This is a genomic window from Sulfitobacter sp. W074, assembly GCF_025142275.1.
Lineage (GTDB): Bacteria > Pseudomonadota > Alphaproteobacteria > Rhodobacterales > Rhodobacteraceae > Sulfitobacter > Sulfitobacter profundi.
On record NZ_CP081131.1, the window covers coordinates 60,051 to 79,304 of the forward strand.

The following is a 19,254-nucleotide window of genomic DNA, read 5'->3' on the forward strand; positions in this document are numbered from 1 at the left end:
CCTTCTCCATGCTGCAAAAAACTTCCCTCAAGGCGCGGACCGGCGGACAGGTCCTTGTGGATCAACTGCTGATCCACGGTGCCGACACCGCCTATTGCGTGCCCGGCGAAAGCTATCTTGAGGTGCTCGATGCGCTGCATGATGTGCAGGACAAGTTCAGCCTTATCAACGCAAGGCACGAGGCCGGGGCCGCCAATATGGCCGAGACCTATGGCAAGCTGACGGGCAAGCCCGGCATCTGCATGGTCACCCGTGGCCCCGGCGCCTGCCACGCGGCCATCGGTGTGCATATCGCGCAACAAGACAGCACGCCGATGATCCTACTGGTGGGTCAAATCGCCCGCGACACGACTGACCGTGAAGCGTTTCAAGAAGTCGACTACCGCGCCATGTTCGGCCCGATCGCCAAATGGGCCACCCAGATCGACGACCCGGCGCGCGTGCCGGAATACATGGCCCGCGCCTTCCGCGTGGCGACCTCGGGCCGCCCCGGCCCGGTGGTGATCTCCCTGCCCGAAGACATGCTGACCGAGGTGGTTTCCGTCGCCGACGCGCGGCCCTATACGGCGACCCATGCTGGGCTGTCGCCTGACAATCTCGACATGCTCAAGACCGAGATCGCGCAGGCCGAACGGCCCCTGCTGCTGCTCGGCGGCTCGGGCTGGTCGGATGAGAGTGCGGCGGCCATCACCCGCTTTGCCGAGGCCAACAAGATCCCCGTCACCACCTCTTTCCGGCGGCAAGACATCGTCAACAACCTCTCGCCCGTCTATGCAGGCGATTTCGGCACCTCTACCGCGCCCAGCCTCTATGCGCATCAACGCGATGCGGATCTGCTCGTGGTGATCGGCGCGCGTTTGGGGGAGATGACGACCAAGACCTACACCACCATGCAATCGCCCAACCCCGAGACGCGGCTGGTGCATCTCTACCCCGACGCGGATGAGATCGGGCGCGTCTATTCGCCAGATCTGGGCATCGCTGCAGCACCCGTTTCTGTCGCTGCCGCCTTGGACGGTGTCGATCTGGGCCGCGCTGAGGCGTGGGGCGGTTGGTGCGAGAAACTCCACGCCGATTACCTCACCGATACCGAAGCGCCCAATGGCGGCGACTGGGATCTCGACATGGGGGTGGCACTTGCGCAGCTGCGCGACGAGCTGCCCGATGATGTGGTGGTCACGCTCGACGCGGGCAACCACACCGGCTGGGCGCAACGGTTCCTGCGCTTTGGCCGTCCGGGCCGGATTGTCGGCTCGACCTGTGGTGCGATGGGCTATTCCGTGCCCGCCGCCGTCGCGGCCTCGATTGCCGAACCGGAGCGCCTGACGCTCTCCTTCGTCGGCGATGGCGGCTTTATGATGAGCGGCAATGAACTTGCCACCGCCGCGCAATATGGCGGGCGGCCCATCGTGCTGCTGTTCAACAACGGCATCTATGGCACGATCCGCATGCACCAAGAACGCGACCACCCCGAGCGCATCTCGGGCACCACTTTGCAGAACCAAGATTTCGTCAAGATGGCCGAGGGGCTGGGCGCTCATGCTGAACGGGTGACCAAGACCGAGGATTTCGCCGCCGCCTTCATCCGCGCCCGCGAAAGTGGCCGCCCGGCCCTGATCGAGCTTGTAACCGACCCCGAGCAGATCTCGACCCGCACCACCATCAGCAAGCTGCGCGCGGCGGCCCAGAAAAAAGTCGACGCCGACCAGCGCTAAAGGATGACCCAGATGACCACTCTGACCGCGCCACGCCGCGCGCCCGAAACGGACGGGCAAAACCATAGCGCTCTGCTCGATGATCTGCGCCAAGCCATCGGTGCCGCCCATGTCGTGACCGACGCCAAGGATTTCGACGCGCGGCTGATCGAAGATCGCGGGCTTCGGCGCGGCACGGCGCTGGCCCTCATCCGCCCCGGCTCCACCGAGGAGGTCGCCGCCTGCATGCGTCTGTGCCATGCCGCACAGGTGCCGGTGACCCCGCAGGGCGGCAACACCGGTCTGGCTGGGGGCGGCGTGCCGGACGGCGGGATCATCCTCACGACTGGCCGGCTGAACCGCGTTCGGGGGGTCGATCCGACCAACGCAACCATGACGGTTGAGGCGGGCTGTATCCTCGCCAATATCCAAGCGGCTGCGGATGAGGTTGATGCGCTCTTCCCGCTGTCGCTCGCCTCCGAAGGGTCCTGCCAGATCGGCGGCAATCTTTCGACCAACGCGGGCGGCACGGCGGTGCTGCGCTATGGCAATACCCGCGATCTGGTGCTGGGGATCGAAGCGGTTCTGCCCGATGGCCGGGTGCTGAATGATCTGGGCGGGCTGCGGAAAAACAACACTGGCTTTGACCTCAAACACCTCTTTATCGGGGCCGAAGGAACGCTTGGCATCATCACGGCAGCGGTGATCAAGCTTTTCCCCAAGCCCACCGCCCGCGCCACGGCGCTGGTGGCCTGCACCGGCCCCGACCCCGCGCTCGCGCTCTATGCCCGGATGCGTGGCCAAACGGCGGACACGCTCTCGACTTTTGAATATATCGACCGGCTTGGCCTGCAAATGGTGATCGACCACGCGCCCGGCTGTAGCGACCCGATGGCAGAGACCCATCCGGCCTATTGCCTGATCGAACTCACCGGCAATGGCGCGCAGGCCGACCTTGATGCCCGGCTGGAGGCGGCGTTGGAAGCAGCGTTTGAGGCGGAAGAAATCATCGACGCCGTGATCGGCGCATCGGAAGCGCAGAAGGACGCGCTTTGGGCGCTGCGGGAAAACCTCTCAGAAGCGCAAAAGCCTGAGGGCGCGTCGATTAAGCATGACGTATCCGTGCCGGTCTCGCGCGTGGCTGATTTCATCCGCGAGGCGACTCAAGCATGCATGGAACATATGCCCGGACTGCGCCCCTGCCCCTTTGGCCATTTCGGCGACGGCAACCTGCATTTCAACCTGTCGCGCCCCGTCGATATGGCCGATGCCGATTTCCTTGCAGAATACAGCACGTTCAACCGCATCGTGCATGATATCGTGCACCAGATGGGCGGCTCATTCTCGGCGGAACATGGCATTGGCACGTTCAAACGGGCCGAACTGCGCCGCTATAAAGACCCGGTCGCGCTGGAGTTGATGGAGCAGATCAAAGCCGTGCTCGACCCGGGCCAATTGATGAACCCGGGCAAGGTGCTTTGACGGCTTAGCCGCGCCCGACAAATGGCATCTTGGTGGCCATCACGGTGACAAACATGGCGTTGGAGTCGAGCGACAGCTTCGCCATGTATGACAGCGTTTCGGCCACGTCGTTCACATCCATGCGTGGCTCGGACATGCGGCTGCCGTTCGGTTGCAGGATGCCGTCTTTCATCCGCTCCGTCATCTCGCTGGCCGCATTGCCGATGTCGATCTGCCCGCAAGCGATGTCATGCGCGCGCCCATCGAGCGACAGCGCGCGGGTGAGCCCGGTGATCGCGTGTTTCGTCGCCGTATAGGGCACCGACAGAGGGCGCGGCACATGGGCGCTGATCGAGCCGTTGTTGATGATCCGCCCGCCCTTTGGGCTTTGGCGTTTCATCAAGGCGAAGGCCGCGCGGGCGCAGAGGAAAGAGCCGGTCAGATTGGTCGCGACGATGTCATTCCACTCCGCCACGCTGAGCGCATCCACCTCAACCGCCGGACCATTGCGCCCGGCATTGTTGAACAGCAGGTCCAGCCGCCCGAAGGTCGCCTCCACTCTGTCGAAAAGCGCGTCGACATCGGCCTCAACCCCCACGTCCGCAGCCACGGCGATATGCCCCTGCCCGTCAAGCGTAGCACAGGCAGCGTCGATCTTATCCTGCTGCCGCCCGGTGAGAACGAGAGTGAAACCGTCTTTCGCCAACCTTTGCGCGCAGGCGAGGCCGACGCCGCTCCCGGCCCCTGTGATCAGAGCAATCTTTTGGTTCATCCTACTATCCCATTCCTTATCGTTGCGCGTCGGGCCGTTACTGAGAATCTAATATATAAGATGTTACAGGGAAAGGTTTTTTCACCGCTTTCCAATCATCACGGGGTCCGCGCCTCACATTCACGCGAGCGCACTAGACGACCGGTCTATTATTTCATAGATGCCCCTCATGACGGACGCAAAGAAATCAGATCAGACGCGGCAACGCATCTTGGACACCGGACGTAGCCTCGTGCTGCGGCACGGGTTCTCTGGCGTTGGCCTGTCGCGGATCCTGAGCGAAAGCGGCGTGCCCAAAGGGTCGTTCTACTATTACTTCGCGTCGAAAGAGGCTTTTGGCACCGCGATGCTGGCCGATTACATCGAGGCCTATCTCGACCGCGTCGATGCGCTGATTGCAGCCCCGGGAACGGCGGGCGACAAGCTCGACAGTTTCTGGTCTGCATGGCTCAGCCAATCTAGCGCCCCGGGGATCGCCAATGCGTGTTTGGTGGTGAAACTCGGCTCCGAAGTAGCTGATCTGTCGGATTCCATGCGCGAAACACTTGATCAGGGTGTCGACGCATTGGTCGCCCGGATTGCCCAATTGCTGCGCCAAGGCGCAGAGGATGGGACCGTTCGTGCGTTGTCTGACCCCGAAACCACCGCCCGCATGCTCTATGCCAAATGGCTCGGCGCGGCGGTGCTGGCCAAACTGGCGCGCAGCGATGCAGCCCTGCGCATGGCCCGCGCTGAAACCTCTGCCCAACTCTCCCCCACTGGGGGCCAATTCCCAACCTGAAAGGAAACAGCATGTTCGCTGCCATCCACGACACATTCGGCGAGCCCGCCGAGGTTCTGACCACCCGCGAAACCGACAAACCCGCACCCGCCGCAGGCGAAGCGCTGGTCCGCATGGTGCTGTCGCCCATTCACAACCACGACCTTTGGACCGTGCGCGGCAACTATGGCTACAAGCCCGAACTGCCCGGTGCCATCGGCGGCTCTGAAGCGCTTGGCATCGTCGAGGCTGTGGGCGAAGGCGTTGACGAAGCGCTGATCGGCAAACGGGTCACGGCGGCCGGGTTCCACGGCGCATGGGCTGAGTATTTCACCGCCCCCGCTGCCGGCCTGCTGCCCCTGCCCGAGGCGATCTCGGACGAGGCCGGTGCGCAGTTGATCGCCATGCCGTTCAGCGCCCTGTCCCTGCTGGAGACCCTGAAGGTCGGCGAAGGCGAATGGTTGATCCAAACCGCCGCCAACGGCGCGGTGGGCAAGATCATGGTCGGTCTGGCCAAGGCACGCGGGATCAAGCTGCTGAACCTCGTCCGCCGCGAAGGTGCCGCCGAAGAAATGCGCGACACCGGCGCGGAGAACGTGCTTTCCACCGAAGATGCGGATTGGCAGAGCAAGGCGCGCGAGTTGATCGGCAAAGACGGCGCGGTTTCGGCCATCGACTCGGTCGGCGGTGAGTTGGGCGGTCAATTGGTCGAGCTTCTGGGCAAGGATGGGGAATTGATCGTTTTCGGCACGGCGACGGGCCAACCGCTTTCCATGTCCTCGGGCGAATTGATCATGAAGCACATCACCGTCAAAGGCTTCTGGGGTTCGCGCGTCAGTGGTGACATGGCGGCTGAGACGCGGGGCCGTCTGATTGGTGAGCTGGTGCAACTCGCCGCGAAGGGGCAGCTCCCCCTCGACACAGGCGGCACCTACCCGCTGGCCGATGTGACCGAGGCGATGAAGGCCGCACTGACCACGGGCCGTGGCGGCAAGGTCATGCTGCGCCCTTGATCGGGATTTGACGACAGCGGCGGCCCTCAACGCGGGGCCGCCGCGCCATTCTTGCACCGCCCAAGATTACGACACATCCGCGAATTTCCGCCCTTTATTTGGGCAAACGCAGCGCGCTGGCGACCCTGCACCGCCTCGGCGATGACTCTCCCCCGTCTCTATGGTGATTAAAAAATCATCATACCTTTCCGGGCGGAGCCATTCTCATTCTCGTCGACACCAGCATAAACAGCCCCCAAGCGACCCCCGTGCAGCCGCGCGCGATCGGTGCGGCGATGGTCTCGGCCAAGGCCGCGCGGGGTGGCTCGATGCTGGGGGATTTGCGGCAATCGGGCGCGATGAAGCTGCTCTTTCCGCGCCCCGACCCCGCGATGCTGCAAGCGATCATTATCAATTCCGCAGGTGGCATCACGGGCGGCGATGCCTTCACCCTGACCGCCCGTGCAGAGGCCAAGGCCGCGCTCAGCCTCACCACGCAGGCCGCCGAACGCGCCTATCGCGCGCAACCGGGGCAAGTGGCAAACCTGCGCAACACCCTCGCCGTAGACTCCGGCGCGACGCTGCATTGGCTGCCGCAAGAGACGATCCTTTATGACGGATGCGCGCTGCGGCGGCGGCTGTCGGTCGATCTGGCGCAAGATGCCTCCCTCCTGCTGGTTGAGCCGCTGGTCTTTGGCCGCGCCGCCATGGGCGAAACCCTTCGACAGGCCCATTTCCGCGACCGGATCGAGGTCAGCCGCGCGGGACGCCCGCTGTTCCACGACGCGATGACGCTTAGCGGCGATGTCACCGCCCATCTGGCGGCCCCTCATATCGCGGCGGGCGCGGGCGCCCTTGCCACGATTATCTATGTCGCGCCCGATGCCGAAGCGCGGCTTGCCCGGCTCCGCGGCCAATTGCCCGCCAGCGCCGGGGCCAGTCTGATCGGCCCTGACCTGCTGGTCGCGCGGATCCTCGCGGCAGACAGTTTCGACCTTCGCCAGTCGCTCGTCCCGATCTTGGGTGAACTGAGCGGTGACACCCTCCCCCGATCATGGATGACCTGACGTGCAACTGACCCCGCGAGAAAAAGACAAACTGCTGATCTCCATGGCCGCCGAGGTCGCCCGCAAGCGCCTTGCGCGGGGGGTCAAGCTGAACCATCCCGAAGCCATCGCGCTGATCACCGACACCGTGGTCGAAGGCGCGCGGGACGGGCGCAGCGTGGCCGATATGATGCAGGCCGGTGCCCATGTCATCACCCGAGACGACTGTATGGAGGGGGTGGCCGAGATGATCCCCGAAGTGCAAGTCGAAGCCACTTTCCCCGACGGAACCAAATTGGTCACCGTGCACAACCCCATCAGATAAGGACATTTCATGCCGCGTTTTGCCCCCCTTCTTGCCCTGCCGCTCATGTCGCTTGCCATGGCGGCCTTTGCCCATACAGCGCCTCTCCCCCATGGCCATGGCGCAGAGAGTGACGGATCGCTGGCGGTCTATATTGTCGCCGGGCTTGCCTTTGTGCTGTCGGGCCTGATCCTTGCCATGCGCCACCTGAAAACAGCAAAAGCATGATCCCCGGAGAGATCTTTCCGGCGGCGGGCCTGCTGACCCTGAATGCCGACAGCGAGGCGATCACGCTCATGGTGGCCAATACCGGTGACCGCCCGGTGCAGGTGGGCAGCCACTACCATTTCGCCGAGAGCAACCCCGCGCTTGAGTTTGACCGCGCGGCGGCACGGGGGCACCGGCTTGATATCGCGGCGGGGACCGCTGTGCGGTTCGAGCCCGGCCAACGGCGTGAGGTATCGCTGATCCCGATCCGCGGGGCGCGGCGGATCTTTGGCTTTAACAGCGCGGTGATGGGAGACCTCTGATGCCTGCACAGATCAAACGCGGTGACTATGCAGCCATGTTCGGCCCCACGGTCGGCGACCGGGTGCGGCTGGCTGACACGGACCTCATCATCGAAGTTGAGCGCGACCTGACCACCGAACACAGCGGTCAAAACGCCCCCGCCTATGGCGAAGAGGTCAAATTCGGCGGCGGCAAGGTGATCCGCGACGGCATGGGCCAGTCGCAGGTGACCCGAGCAGGCGGGGCCGTGGACACGGTCATCACCAATGCGCTGATCGTCGACCATACCGGCATCTACAAAGCCGATGTGGGGCTGAAAGACGGGCGCATCGCCAAGATCGGCAAGGCGGGCAACCCTGACACGCAACCGGGGGTCGATGTCATCATCGGACCGGGCACCGAGGTGATCGCGGGCGAAGGGCGCATCCTGACCGCAGGCGGGTTTGACAGCCACATCCATTTCATCTGCCCGCAACAGATCGAAGACGCGCTGCATTCGGGGCTGACCACCATGCTCGGCGGCGGTACCGGCCCCGCGCATGGCACATTGGCCACCACCTGCACGCCCGGCGGCTGGCATATTGGGCGCATGATGCAGGCGGCAGATGCCTTTCCGATGAACCTCGCCTTCGCGGGGAAAGGCAACGCCAGCCAGCCCGCCGCCCTTGAAGAACAAATCAACGCGGGCGCTTGTGCGCTGAAACTGCATGAGGATTGGGGCACCACCCCTGCCGCGATTGACTGCTGCCTGAGCGTCGCCGACGCCATGGATGTGCAGGTGATGATCCACACCGACACGCTGAATGAAAGCGGCTTTGTCGAACATACCGTAAAGGCCATGAAAGGCCGCACGATCCACGCATTCCACACCGAAGGCGCAGGCGGGGGCCATGCGCCGGATATCATCAAGATCTGCGGCGAAGAGCATGTGCTGCCCTCCTCGACCAACCCCACGCGGCCCTTCACGGTCAACACACTGGAAGAGCATCTCGACATGCTCATGGTCTGTCACCACCTTGATAAATCCATCCCCGAGGACGTGGCCTTTGCCGAAAGCCGCATCCGGAGAGAGACCATCGCCGCCGAAGATATCCTGCATGACATGGGGGCCTTTTCCATCATCGCCAGCGACAGTCAGGCCATGGGCCGGGTCGGAGAAGTCTTGATCCGCACATGGCAGACCGCCGACAAGATGAAAAAGCAGCGCGGGCGGCTGGCCGAAGAGACGGGCGAGAACGACAACTTCCGCGTCCGCCGCTACATTGCGAAATACACCATTAACCCCGCCATCGCGCATGGCATCTCGACCCATATCGGCAGCATCGAAGAGGGCAAGCGCGCCGATCTGGTGCTGTGGAACCCCGCCTTTTTCGGAGTGAAGCCCGAGATGGTGCTTTTGGGGGGCAGCATCGTCTGTGCGCAGATGGGCGACCCAAACGCCTCTATCCCGACCCCGCAGCCGGTCTATTCGCGGCCCATGTTCGGGGCCTATGGCCGCGCGGTGGAAAACTCTGCCGTGGTCTTTATCAGCGAAGCGGCAGAGGCGGCGGGCGTGGGCGGCAGGCTTGGCCTTGCCAAACAAACCCTCGCCGTGCGCAACACCCGCGAGATCGGCAAGCGCGATCTAAAGCTGAACGATGCGCTGCCCAAGGTCGAGGTGAACCCCGAAACCTATGAAGTCCGCGCCGACGGTGAGTTGCTGACCTGTGAACCTGCCTCTGTGCTGCCCATGGCGCAGCGCTATTTCCTGTTTTGACGAGATCGAAATGACCCCCATCCTATGCCAAGACATGCGCCGCGCCGAAGCGTGGTCCGATGCCAGTGACCGGGTAGAACTGACCTATGACGGGCGTTTTCTGCGCCGCAAGGTGCTGACCACAGCGGGCGGGCTGCCGTTTCTGGTCGATTTGGCGCAGACCACCTCGCTTGACCACGGCGACGCTTTTGTTCTGGCCGACGGGCGCGTGGTTGAGGTGGTGGCCGCCGACGAAGACCTGCTGGAAGTGACCGGCCCCGACCTGCCGCGCATCGCGTGGCACATCGGCAACCGACATACCCCCTGCCAGATCGACGCCGACCGGCTTGTGATCCAGCGCGACCATGTGATCGCCAAGATGCTTGGCCAGATTGGTGCCGCCACGCGAGAGATCACCGCCCCCTTCCGCCCCGAAGGCGGTGCCTATGGCCATGGGCGCACCCATGGGCATGACCACGGCCCTGTCCATCACGCCGTTCATGATCACGACCATGCGCATGATCACGACCCCGCCCAGCACCACGACCACGCGCATGGCTGAAACCCTGCAGGCCGACGCGCTTCTGACGCTGGTGCAGATGCTCTCCCCCTCCTATCCGGTGGGGGCATTTGCCTATAGCCACGGGCTGGAATGGGCGGTGCAGGACGGGGCGGTGACGGATCAAGATGCTTTGGCCGACTGGCTGTCCAGCGTGCTGCGGCACGGCGCGGGACAGGCCGATGCGCTTTTCCTCGCGGCGGCCTATCGCGCGGATGACCCGGCAGAGATCGACGCGCAGGCCCGCGTCTTTGCCGCCTCTGCCGAGCGGTTGAAAGAGACCGTGCTGCAAGGCGAAGCCTTTGCCCGCGCAAGTGCCGCGATCTGGCAGGTCGACCTGCCGCCGCTTTGCTATCCTGTTGCCGTAGGACACGCGGCGCGTCTGCAAGCGCTGCCGCTGCGCCAAACGCTAGAGATGTTCTTGCACGCCTTTGCCGCCAATCTTGCCACCGCAGGCATGCGCCTTATTCCCTTGGGGCAGACCGAGGGGCAGATCGTCATCCGCGCGCTCGCGCCAGTCTGTCTCGAAGTTGCCGGGGCGGCGGCGGGCACGCTCGACGATCTCTCCTCCACCGCCTTTTTAAGTGACATCGCCGCCATGAAACACGAAACCCAGTATTCGAGGATTTTCCGCACATGAAACGCAACAACGGCCCTTTGCGCGTCGGCATCGGCGGCCCCGTGGGCGCGGGCAAAACCACCCTGACGGCAGCGCTTTGCCGCGCCCTGCGTGACCGGCTGTCAATCGGCGTGATCACCAATGACATCTACACCCAAGAGGATGCCGAAGCGCTGATGCGGATGCAGGTGTTGCCCCAAGACCGGATCATCGGGGTCGAGACCGGCGGCTGCCCGCATACGGCAATCCGCGAAGATGCCTCGATCAACCTTGCCGCCGTGGCAGAGATGGTCGCGCGCCACCCTGAGGTGGACGTGGTCTTGATCGAAAGCGGCGGCGACAATCTGTCGGCCACTTTCAGCCCTGAATTGGCGGATGTGACGCTTTATGTGATCGACGTGGCAGCGGGTGAGGAAATCCCCCGCAAAGGCGGTCCGGCGATTACCAAGTCCGACATTCTGGTGATCAACAAGACCGATCTCGCGCCCCATGTCGGGGCCTCGCTTGAGGTCATGCAGCGTGACAGCGCGCGGATGCGGCCAGTCCTGCCGACGGTCTTTTGCGCATTGAAGTCCGGTCAAGGGGTCGACGCCCTGCTGGAGCATCTGGCGCAGGTGGGCGGGTTGGACCTTGCGCCTATGGCCCCGGCAACCGCGGATTAGGCGGTGGTGAGACCCGCCTTCCGGTCGCGGAAGGCGGGCAACGGCTGCTATCCTCGCCCCGCTGCGGCCCACCATTCCAAAGCGCGTTGAGGAGTGCCGCCCGTCCGTTAATCCGCGCCAAAAAGGTCGCGGGTAAAGACCTTGTCCGGGACATCCGCCAGATCGGGGTGATTGCGGTTTGCCACGATCACATCCGCGCGCGCCTTGAAGGCCTCCAGATCGCGGGTGACCTCCGAACCAAAGAACTGGTCCTCCTGCAACACAGGTTCATAGACGATCACTTCGATGCCCTTGGCCTTGAGCCGTTTCATGATCCCTTGGACCGAGCTTTGGCGGAAATTGTCCGACCCGGTCTTCATCACCAGCCGGTAGATGCCCACCCGCTGCGGGCCAAGTGCCATGATCTGCTCTGACACAAAATCCTTGCGGGTGCGGTTCGCCTCGACCACGGCGTTGATCAGGTTCTGCGGCACATCCAAATAGTTCGCCAGCAACTGCTTGGAATCCTTGGGCAAACAATAGCCGCCATAGCCGAAAGATGGGTTGTTGTAATGCCCGCCGACGCGCGGGTCGAGGCAGACACCGTCGATAATCTGGCGCGTGTCTAACCCATTGGTCAGCGCATAGCTGTCCAATTCATTGAAATACGCCACCCGCATGGCGAGGAAAGTATTGGCGAAGAGTTTGACCGCCTCTGCCTCGGAGGCACCGGTAAAGAGCATGGGAATATCATCGTCGATTGCCCCCTCGGCCAGCAGTTGCGCAAAGCGCCGCGCACGGGGGCTGTCTTCGCCGACGACGATCCGCGAGGGGTGCAGATTGTCATAAAGCGCGCGGCCTTCGCGCAGGAATTCCGGGCTGAAGATCACTTGATCGGTGTCCAACGCGGCAGACAGACCTGCGGTATAGCCCACCGGCACCGTGGATTTAATAACGATGGTGGCCGTTTTCGCAACCGCCAGAACATCCCGCACCACGGCCTCGACACTGGAGGTGTCGAAAACATTGGTGCGCGGGTCATAGTTCGTCGGCGTGGCGATCAGCACATAGTCGGCCTCACGGTATGCCGCCTCCGGCTCGGTGCTGGCCTTGAGGGTGAGCGGCTTTTGGGCGAGGTATTGCTCGATCTCGGGGTCGACGATCGGCGCGTGGCGCGCATTCACCTGCGCCACCCTGTCCGCGTTCAGATCCACCGCCGTCACGTCATTGTGCTGCGCCAAAAGCACCGCGTTCGACAGCCCGACATAGCCGATGCCAACAACGGCGATCTTGGTCATAGACATAAGCGTGGGCCTTTCCTGCGTGCCGGTGGCGGGATGTTAGACTGCGGCTTTCGGATTGAAAAGGTGCCGCCTGACAGGGAGTTAGGGCGGATTGGCGAATGTGAAAGCAGCCCGGTTCAGCAATTTGCGCGCGGGGCGCGGCCGGGCAAGCCCCCCGCGCCGTTGCGCCCCGCCCGAGCGGTGGGTTGTCAGGCTGGAAAGACTTCTTTCACACAGTCTCAGGCGACCCATAACCCGGAGAGCCCCGATGCCCGACACCTCAGAGCGCCTGTCCCTTCCCTATCTGATGCCGGCACAGGCGCAGAAACATGTGACCCACAACGAAGCGCTGCAACGGCTGGACCTTCTGGTGCAGCTTGCGGTCGAAGGTTTCGACGCCAACACGCCGCCCGCCCTGCCGCAGGCGGGGGAGGTTCATGCCCTCGGCACCGCCCCCACGGCGGCTTGGGCGGGTCATGTCGGCGAACTGGCCGTCTGGATTGGAGAGACCTGGCAGTTCAGCGCGCCACAGGACGGCTGGCTTGCCTTGGATAAATCCACCGGGATCCTGCACCGTTGGGTGGCGGGCGCATGGGCCGAGGTGTCGCCCCCCGATCTGGCGAACCTCTCTGGGGTGGGGATCAACACGGATCACGACAGCGGCAATCGCTTGTCGGTTTCTTCCCCGGCGAGCCTGTTCACCCACGAAGGCGCGGGGCATCAAGTGAAGCTCAACAAAGCCAGCGCCGCCGATACCGCGAGCCTGCTGTTCCAGACCGATTTTTCCGGACGGGCCGAAATGGGCACGGCGGGGCAGGATGATTTCGCCATCAAGGTCAGCGCCGATGGCAGCGGGTGGACCACCGCGCTGGCCTTTGACGCCGCCAGCGGCATGGCCTCGGGCGCGGCGCTGACGGAGAGCGTGGGTGACGCGACGGTGGGCCGGCTGCTGCGCGTGGGGGATTTCGGCATCGGTGCGGATGCGGGGCCGCTTGTGGCGGACCTTGACGCGCATGCGCTTTCGGGCAGTTTCTCAGCCTATGGCGGCGCCCATGCACAGGCACCCGCTGGGGCCAATCCGTTTTCGGCGCTGGATGGGGTCTTTGGCCTGCTGTGCGGCAACAGCACCTTGGGCGGGCAGAGCGCGAACTTGTGGCAGATCGCAGTGGGGATCGACACGCCGGGTCTGGCCTTTCGCGTGCGGGCAACCGGGGCGTGGGGCGCGTGGCAATCCCTGTGGACTGGGGCGAACACGACTGTGGATGCCAATGGGTTCATCAAGGAAGCGAGCCCGATTGTCCGGCTGTTCCACGACAGCAGCGAAGAGCCAGCGGTGCCCCTAGCGGCGCGGTTCGAACGGATTGGGCTTGGCCACTACAGATTGACGGATGTCCCGCCGCTTGCGTCCAAAGGGTGGCAGATCGAAGTGCCGCAGGATGCGAATGGCAACCGGTTGGTCTATGTCGATTGCAGCTATGACGCGGGAATGGCGGCGCTTGATGTCCGTACCCGCGAGGTGATCTGGCAGGATGGCTGGGCCGGGGGTGCGCCCTGTGACATCCCCGTGGGCCGTTGGGTTGATCTGCGGTTCGACATGCCCTGAGGCAAAGAGCCCCGGCCCGCTGACGCCACAGCGGGCCGGGCTGCAATCAGAGAATGCTGCGCAACTGCGCGACCTCATAGTTGCCCCCGCAAAGCAAAACGGCAGAGGTTTGGCCTGCGTATTTCTGCGGCTCCGCCAGATAGGCCGCCAACGCCAAGGCGGCGGCCCCTTCGACCAACATATTCTCTTCCCATGCCAGCACCTTTAGCGCGGCGGCGATTTGTTCTTCGTCGCAATATACGATCTTGTCGATCACCGCGCTCGCCATCGGCAGGGTGAGCGATCCTTCATCGACCCCGCCCGCCACGCCATCGGCCAAAGTGTCGAGATGGTCCGTCTCGACGATCTTGCCCGCCTTGATCGACGCCGCCAGAGCGCAGCTGTTGGCGGCACTCACGCCGATCACACGGGTTTGCGGCGAGAACTCTTTGATCACCGACCCCATGCCAGAGATCAGCCCGCCCCCGCCCATCGAGATAAAGACAGTGTCGATCCCTTCGATCTGGTCGAGCAGTTCCAGCGCGGCGGTGCCTTGGCCCGCGATCACCTCGGCGTCGTTGTAGGGGGAGATATAGGTGTAGCCTTCGGCTTCGGCCAAGGCTTGCGCATGCCGTTCCGAAAGCGACGCATCCGACCCATGGATCACGACCTTGGTGCCAAAACCTTCGATGGTTTTGCGTTTCTTGGCGACAACCGTCTCGGGCAGCACGACGATCAATTCATGCCCCGTGGTCTGGGCGGCACGTGAACAGGCGATGCCGTGGTTGCCGGAGGATGCGGTGATGACCGGTCGGTCCAGCGGCACCGTGGTCAGTTTGGCACTGGCCCCGCGCAGCTTGAACGACCCGGTGTGTTGAAAGTTCTCGGTTTTGTAGAAAAGCCGCGTGCCCTCTGCCATCGGCAGGCGCGAGGCGATCACCGGGGTGCGCGAAATCGCGCCTGCGATCTTGCGGTGAACCACGCAGGAACGCGCGGCGGATTGGGCGATCAGATCAGAGACTGGCGGCATGATAGGCTCCATCAGGTTGGCTGAGATGCGCCGCTGCGGCATGTGGGCCCGTCAGAACCGATGACCACAGCGGAGGGCGGTCATGGGTTAAGGCTGCGTGGCTGTCTGGGCCACGCTCTGCCGCGCGAGGAAGGTTGAGACACGTGCCAGCCCGTCCTGCAAGTCGGCGGTCGAATTGGCGAAACCGATGCGCAGCCAACCCTCCATATCCATGGCGCTGCCGGGGGTGAAAAGCACGCCCTCTTCCTCCAGCAACTGGGTGCAGAAATCGCGGCTGCGCAGTGGCAGGTCGTATTGCACCAACGCCGTGGTGCCCGACTGGGGTTTCACCCATGAGATCAGCGGCTCCGCCTCGACCCAATCTGCCAAGATTTCGAGGTTCCCCCGGGTGATCCGATGCGCGCGCTCAAGGATCTGCGCGCGGCTCTCAAGCGCGAGAGCCGAGAAATACTCGTCGATCCCCCCGACGGAAATCGTGTTGTAGTCACGGTGGATCATGATCTTCTCAAGCAGCGCCTGCGGCCCCGCCACCCAGCCCACGCGCAGCCCGGCCAGCGAATAGGCTTTGGACATGCCCGCCGTGCTGATGCCGCGGTCGTAGAGATCGCAGATCGAGGCGGTATAGCCATCACCCGTCTGATCGGTGCCGCGATAGACCTCATCGCAGAGCACCCAAGCCTCGCTGCCGCGCGCGATCTCGGCGATCTCTGCCAGCATCGCGCGGTCCATCAGCGCGCCGGTCGGGTTGTTGGGATTGTTGGTGGCGATCATCCGCGTGTCAGGGCGCATCATGGCGCGCAATTCGTTCAGATCGGGCAGAAACCCGTTCTCGGGGCGCAGGTGCAGCAGTTCGACCTCTGCGCCGATGCTCTCGGGGATGGAGTAGTGCTGCTGGTAGGTCGGCACGATGGCGATGACATGATCACCGCGCGAGATCAGCGTTTGGTGTACCAAGGCATTGGCCCCGATGGTGCCATGGGTGGTCAGGATGTTCTCGCGGCTCTGGGTCTCATAAAGCCCCGCCACTGCGTCGCGCAGACGGTCCGAGCCTTCGATCGCGCCGTAGCCCATGCGCATCCCGCGCAATTCGCCCAGCACCGAATTGTCGACGCCCGCCATGTCGATCAACTCTCCCAATGTGATCGAATCGACGCAGGTCTCGGCGAGGTTGTAGCGGCAGTGGTTTTCGAACTCGTTCATCCACATTTCGACGCCGAAGGTCGCGATCTTCATGGGGTTTTCCTTTCGTATCTCAGTGGTCTGCCAGCGCAGCGAAAAGCTGGCGCAGAAAGTGCGGCGTGGCGGTTGGGGCGAGCCAGCGCATCACCGCCACGATGTCATGCTTCGGCGCGATCCAGATCGTGTGCCCACCCGCGCCCTGCGCGCTAAAGGCGGTTTCGGGCAGCTTGGGGTCAGCCTCCGCCCCGCGGTTCAGCCACCACAGGAAGCCGTATTTATCCAGTGTCGGCGTGGGCGTCAGCGCTTGCTGCATCCAACCTTCGGGCAAGATCTGCGCGCCGTTCCACTGGCCGTTTTGGCAGATGAATTGGCCGAAGCGCGCGTGATCTTCGGCGCCGATGAACAGCCCGCCGCCCCAATGGCCACCACCGGTGACCGATTGAACGCGCCTGTCTGCCATCTCGATCCAAGAGGTGGAATAGCCCTCCCACCGCCAATCGTCTGAGGCGCCGATCGGGCCCATGATCCGCGCGCGCAGCACCTCTGGCAGCGGGCGGCCGAACCGCATCAGCAGCGCATAGGCCAGCGCGTTCACCCGCACGTCGTTGTATTCGTAATGGCTTCCCGGTGGGCGGACTTTGCGCAATTGTCCCTTGCGGCTGTTGTCTGCGCCCGGCCCGATCTGGCGGTAATGGTCGACCTGATCGTCCTTGCCGAAAATCTCGCCGCGCCATTCGCTGTTCATCTGCAACATATGCCGCCAAGTGATGCGCCCGTTGTGGTCGCCCGCAAAATGCGGCCCCGGCACGCTGTCGCCCACGGGCGCGTCGAGGTCGGTGATTAGCCCATCCTTCACCGCAAGCCCCGCCAGCACCGACAGGTAGCTCTTGGCGATGGAAAAGGTCATGTCGGTCCGCGTCGTATCGCCCCAATCGGCGACCCGCTGCCCCCGGTGCAGGATCACCCCTGCCGGGCCGCCGCGCGGCTTTACCGGGCCCACGATCTCGGTCCAAGGGCCGCTTTCGTTCCACTCGCGGTTGCCAACATAGGCCCCATCGGGGTGATACATCGAGCGGGGCCAGTCAGTCTCATGCGCCAGCGCGTGGTCGACGACGGCTTGCAGGGCGGGGGTGGCGGCGAATGTCATGGGGACTCCTCGGGGCTTGGGGCGAACCTTTCCCAAGGGGGGCGGAATTGTAAACCGGTTAAATGGTTTCGGCGTCCTCAATCGCGCCCGCTCAGCCCCCGATGTCAGGATAGACCTGAGAGCGTTTGACCACCCCGTAGACAAAACTGGTGTCGATTGACCCGATGCCGCCGATGGGGTGCAGCCGGGCGCGCACGAAACGCTCGTAGTCTTCCAGATCGCCCACCACCACGCGCAGCAGGTAGTCTGACAATCCGCTCATCACAAAACACTCCAGCACCTCCGGGATCGCGCGAATCTTATTTTCAAAACGTTTCACCGTGCCCTCGTCATGGCCATCGAGCGTCACCCGCACCATGACCGTAACCGGCAGGCCGTAGGCCTTGGCGTCGACCTCCACACTATAGCCACGGATCGCGCCGTTTTTCTCAAGCGCGCGCAGGCGGCGGAGACAGGGGGAAGGCGACAGGCCAACTTCCTCGGCCAGATCAAGGTTCGTCATCCGGCCATTGCGCTGTAGCGCGCGGATGATGCGGCGGTCAGTAGCGTCCAGTCGGGGTGTTTGGGGCATGATATGCCAAATCCTCTGCAATCGGCGCATACATTAGCAACCAAATGCCTCTTGCGCCATCGGATCATGCCCTCAAAATCAATCAGGGGGCCAGCCATGACCGAGAACCAGAAATCCTTCTCCACCCGCGCCATCCACCACGGGTATGACGCGCAAAGCGAACAGGGCGCGCTGAACCCGCCGATCTACATGAGCTCGACCTTCACCTTCGAGACCGCCGAGGCCGGCGGCGACATGTTCGCGGGCGAGCGCGCGGGGCATTTCTATACCCGCATTTCCAATCCGACGCTGGACCATCTGGAAAAACGCATTGCCAACCTTGAGGGGGCCGAAGCGGGCCTCGCCACCGCCTCGGGCATGGGGGCGATCACCTCCACGCTCTGGACATTCCTGCAGGCGGGCGATGAGATCATCATCGACAAGACGCTTTACGGCTGCACCTTTGCATTTATGACCCACGGCCTGCCGCGCTTTGGCGTCAAGGTGACGCTGGTCGACATGACCGAGCCTGAAAACCTTTCCGAGGTGATCAGCGCTCAGACCAAGATCGTCTATTTCGAAACCCCCGCGAACCCGAACAACCGTCTGGTGGACATCGCCGCGATCTCGGCCATTGCGCATCGCGCCGGGGCCAAGGTGGTGGTCGACAACACATATGCCACGCCGGTGATCACCCGTCCCATCGAACATGGCGCGGACATCGTGTTGCATTCGGCGACGAAATTCCTCTCAGGCCACGGTGATGTGGTCGCGGGTCTTGTCGTTGGCAGTGCCGAGGACATGACGCAGGTGCGGCTTGTCGGGCTCAAAGACATGACCGGTGCCGTGATGTCGCCGCTGACCGCCATGCTGCTCTTGCGCGGGATCAAAACGCTGGAACTGCGGATGGAGCGGCACTGCGCCACGGCCGCCAAGGTGGCCGAGGCGCTCGAAGCGCATCCGGCGGTGCTGCATGTCGCCTATCCGGGGCTGGAGAGCTTTCCGCAGGCCGAACTGGCGCGGCGGCAGATGGGCAATTTCGGCGGCATGATCCCCTTTGAGGTCAAGGGCGGCAAACCGGGCGGCATCGCCTTTATGAACCGTCTGCACCTCATTCAGCGCGCGGTGAGCCTTGGCGATGCGGAAAGCCTGATCCAGCATCCGGCGAGCATGACCCATTCCACCTATTCCCCCGAGGAACGCGCCGAGCATGGCATCGCCGAAGGGCTGGTGCGGCTCTCGGTTGGGCTGGAATCTGCGGAAGACATCATTGATGACCTTTACGCCGCGCTTGGCGCGCATAACATGCAAGCGGCCTGATCCGGCAAAGACCGGACCAGTCGCGGGCGGTGTCGAGGAGGGCACCGCCCGAGGGATCCTCAAGATGAAA

Annotated in this window: 20 protein-coding genes; 14 read left to right on the forward strand and 6 right to left on the reverse strand. The window is 63.6% G+C overall.

Annotation, left to right across the window (positions count from 1 at the left end; all coding sequences use genetic code 11):
* Positions 1 to 8 precede the first annotated feature (8 nt).
* Together K3762_RS17595 and K3762_RS17600 are read left to right on the forward strand one after the other, a co-directional pair.
* On the forward strand, positions 9 to 1,715 hold the full coding sequence (locus tag K3762_RS17595) for a thiamine pyrophosphate-binding protein (RefSeq protein ID WP_132445486.1): 1,707 nt from the start codon (positions 9 to 11) through the stop codon (positions 1,713 to 1,715).
* 12 nt (positions 1,716 to 1,727) lie between these two features.
* Complete coding sequence (locus K3762_RS17600) at positions 1,728 to 3,176, forward strand: FAD-binding oxidoreductase (RefSeq protein WP_260012975.1); 1,449 nt, start codon at positions 1,728 to 1,730, stop codon at positions 3,174 to 3,176.
* A gap of 4 nt (positions 3,177 to 3,180) precedes the next feature.
* Here K3762_RS17600 and K3762_RS17605 read toward each other — a convergent pair whose 3' ends face one another.
* A complete protein-coding gene (locus tag K3762_RS17605; protein WP_132445480.1) occupies positions 3,181 to 3,927 on the reverse strand; it encodes an SDR family oxidoreductase in 747 nt (248 codons plus the stop codon).
* 169 nt (positions 3,928 to 4,096) lie between these two features.
* On the opposite strand from K3762_RS17605, the gene K3762_RS17610 reads away from it, so the two are divergent.
* From K3762_RS17610 to ureG, 10 genes are all read left to right on the forward strand, one after another.
* Entirely contained in the window at positions 4,097 to 4,708 is a 612-nt protein-coding gene (locus K3762_RS17610) for a TetR/AcrR family transcriptional regulator (protein ID WP_132445477.1), read from the forward strand.
* A gap of 11 nt (positions 4,709 to 4,719) precedes the next feature.
* Positions 4,720 to 5,700, forward strand: a complete 981-nt coding sequence (locus K3762_RS17615) for a zinc-binding dehydrogenase (protein WP_260012978.1) — start codon at positions 4,720 to 4,722, stop codon at positions 5,698 to 5,700.
* 275 nt (positions 5,701 to 5,975) lie between these two features.
* Positions 5,976 to 6,746 carry an urease accessory protein UreD gene (locus K3762_RS17620; protein WP_132445606.1) on the forward strand — a complete coding sequence of 257 codons (771 nt, stop codon included), beginning with the start codon at positions 5,976 to 5,978 and terminating at the stop codon, positions 6,744 to 6,746.
* 1 nt (position 6,747) lies between these two features.
* Positions 6,748 to 7,050 (forward strand): urease subunit gamma, encoded by a 303-nt coding sequence (locus tag K3762_RS17625; RefSeq protein ID WP_067263701.1) that lies wholly within the window; start codon positions 6,748 to 6,750, stop codon positions 7,048 to 7,050.
* Between the two features lie 9 nt (positions 7,051 to 7,059).
* The gene (locus tag K3762_RS17630) at positions 7,060 to 7,257 is read left to right on the forward strand and encodes a hypothetical protein (RefSeq protein WP_067941446.1); all 198 of its coding nucleotides are present in this window, start codon (positions 7,060 to 7,062) and stop codon (positions 7,255 to 7,257) included.
* Positions 7,254 to 7,559 carry an urease subunit beta gene (locus K3762_RS17635; protein WP_067630724.1) on the forward strand — a complete coding sequence of 102 codons (306 nt, stop codon included), beginning with the start codon at positions 7,254 to 7,256 and terminating at the stop codon, positions 7,557 to 7,559. Before K3762_RS17630 ends, K3762_RS17635 begins: the two co-directional genes overlap by 4 nt.
* Positions 7,559 to 9,295, forward strand: a complete 1,737-nt coding sequence (gene ureC / locus K3762_RS17640) for an urease subunit alpha (protein ID WP_132445472.1) — start codon at positions 7,559 to 7,561, stop codon at positions 9,293 to 9,295. The genes K3762_RS17635 and ureC overlap by 1 nt, the downstream gene beginning before the upstream one ends.
* 10 nt (positions 9,296 to 9,305) lie before the next feature.
* On the forward strand, positions 9,306 to 9,836 hold the full coding sequence (gene ureE, locus K3762_RS17645; protein ID WP_206054315.1) for an urease accessory protein UreE: 531 nt from the start codon (positions 9,306 to 9,308) through the stop codon (positions 9,834 to 9,836).
* Positions 9,829 to 10,473 carry an urease accessory protein UreF gene (locus K3762_RS17650; RefSeq protein ID WP_132445603.1) on the forward strand — a complete coding sequence of 215 codons (645 nt, stop codon included), beginning with the start codon at positions 9,829 to 9,831 and terminating at the stop codon, positions 10,471 to 10,473. The genes ureE and K3762_RS17650 overlap by 8 nt, the downstream gene beginning before the upstream one ends.
* Positions 10,470 to 11,114, forward strand: coding sequence for an urease accessory protein UreG (gene ureG, locus K3762_RS17655; RefSeq protein WP_120352419.1), 645 nt, complete (start codon positions 10,470 to 10,472; stop codon positions 11,112 to 11,114). Before K3762_RS17650 ends, ureG begins: the two co-directional genes overlap by 4 nt.
* Before the next feature lie 107 nt (positions 11,115 to 11,221).
* Here the strand turns inward: ureG and K3762_RS17660 are convergent, their stop codons facing one another.
* Positions 11,222 to 12,397 carry a nucleotide sugar dehydrogenase gene (locus K3762_RS17660; protein WP_132445469.1) on the reverse strand — a complete coding sequence of 392 codons (1,176 nt, stop codon included), beginning with the start codon at positions 12,395 to 12,397 and terminating at the stop codon, positions 11,222 to 11,224.
* A gap of 247 nt (positions 12,398 to 12,644) precedes the next feature.
* Here K3762_RS17660 and K3762_RS17665 point away from each other — a divergent pair, with 247 nt between their 5' ends.
* On the forward strand, positions 12,645 to 13,979 hold the full coding sequence (locus K3762_RS17665) for a DUF2793 domain-containing protein (RefSeq protein WP_132445466.1): 1,335 nt from the start codon (positions 12,645 to 12,647) through the stop codon (positions 13,977 to 13,979).
* Between the two features lie 46 nt (positions 13,980 to 14,025).
* On the opposite strand, the gene K3762_RS17670 is transcribed toward K3762_RS17665, so the two are convergent.
* The 4 genes from K3762_RS17670 to K3762_RS17685 form a co-directional block, all read right to left on the reverse strand.
* Positions 14,026 to 14,988 (reverse strand): pyridoxal-phosphate dependent enzyme, encoded by a 963-nt coding sequence (locus K3762_RS17670; RefSeq protein ID WP_132445463.1) that lies wholly within the window; start codon positions 14,986 to 14,988, stop codon positions 14,026 to 14,028.
* Positions 14,989 to 15,075: 87 nt separating this feature from the next.
* Positions 15,076 to 16,221, reverse strand: a complete 1,146-nt coding sequence (locus K3762_RS17675) for an aminotransferase (RefSeq protein ID WP_132445460.1) — start codon at positions 16,219 to 16,221, stop codon at positions 15,076 to 15,078.
* A gap of 19 nt (positions 16,222 to 16,240) precedes the next feature.
* Positions 16,241 to 17,314, reverse strand: coding sequence for a serine hydrolase (locus tag K3762_RS17680; protein ID WP_132445457.1), 1,074 nt, complete (start codon positions 17,312 to 17,314; stop codon positions 16,241 to 16,243).
* 91 nt (positions 17,315 to 17,405) lie between these two features.
* A complete protein-coding gene (locus K3762_RS17685) occupies positions 17,406 to 17,885 on the reverse strand; it encodes an Lrp/AsnC family transcriptional regulator (protein ID WP_120352424.1) in 480 nt (159 codons plus the stop codon).
* Positions 17,886 to 17,981: 96 nt separating this feature from the next.
* On the opposite strand from K3762_RS17685, the gene K3762_RS17690 reads away from it, so the two are divergent.
* Entirely contained in the window at positions 17,982 to 19,184 is a 1,203-nt protein-coding gene (locus K3762_RS17690; RefSeq protein ID WP_132445454.1) for a methionine gamma-lyase, read from the forward strand.
* Positions 19,185 to 19,254 lie beyond the last annotated feature (70 nt).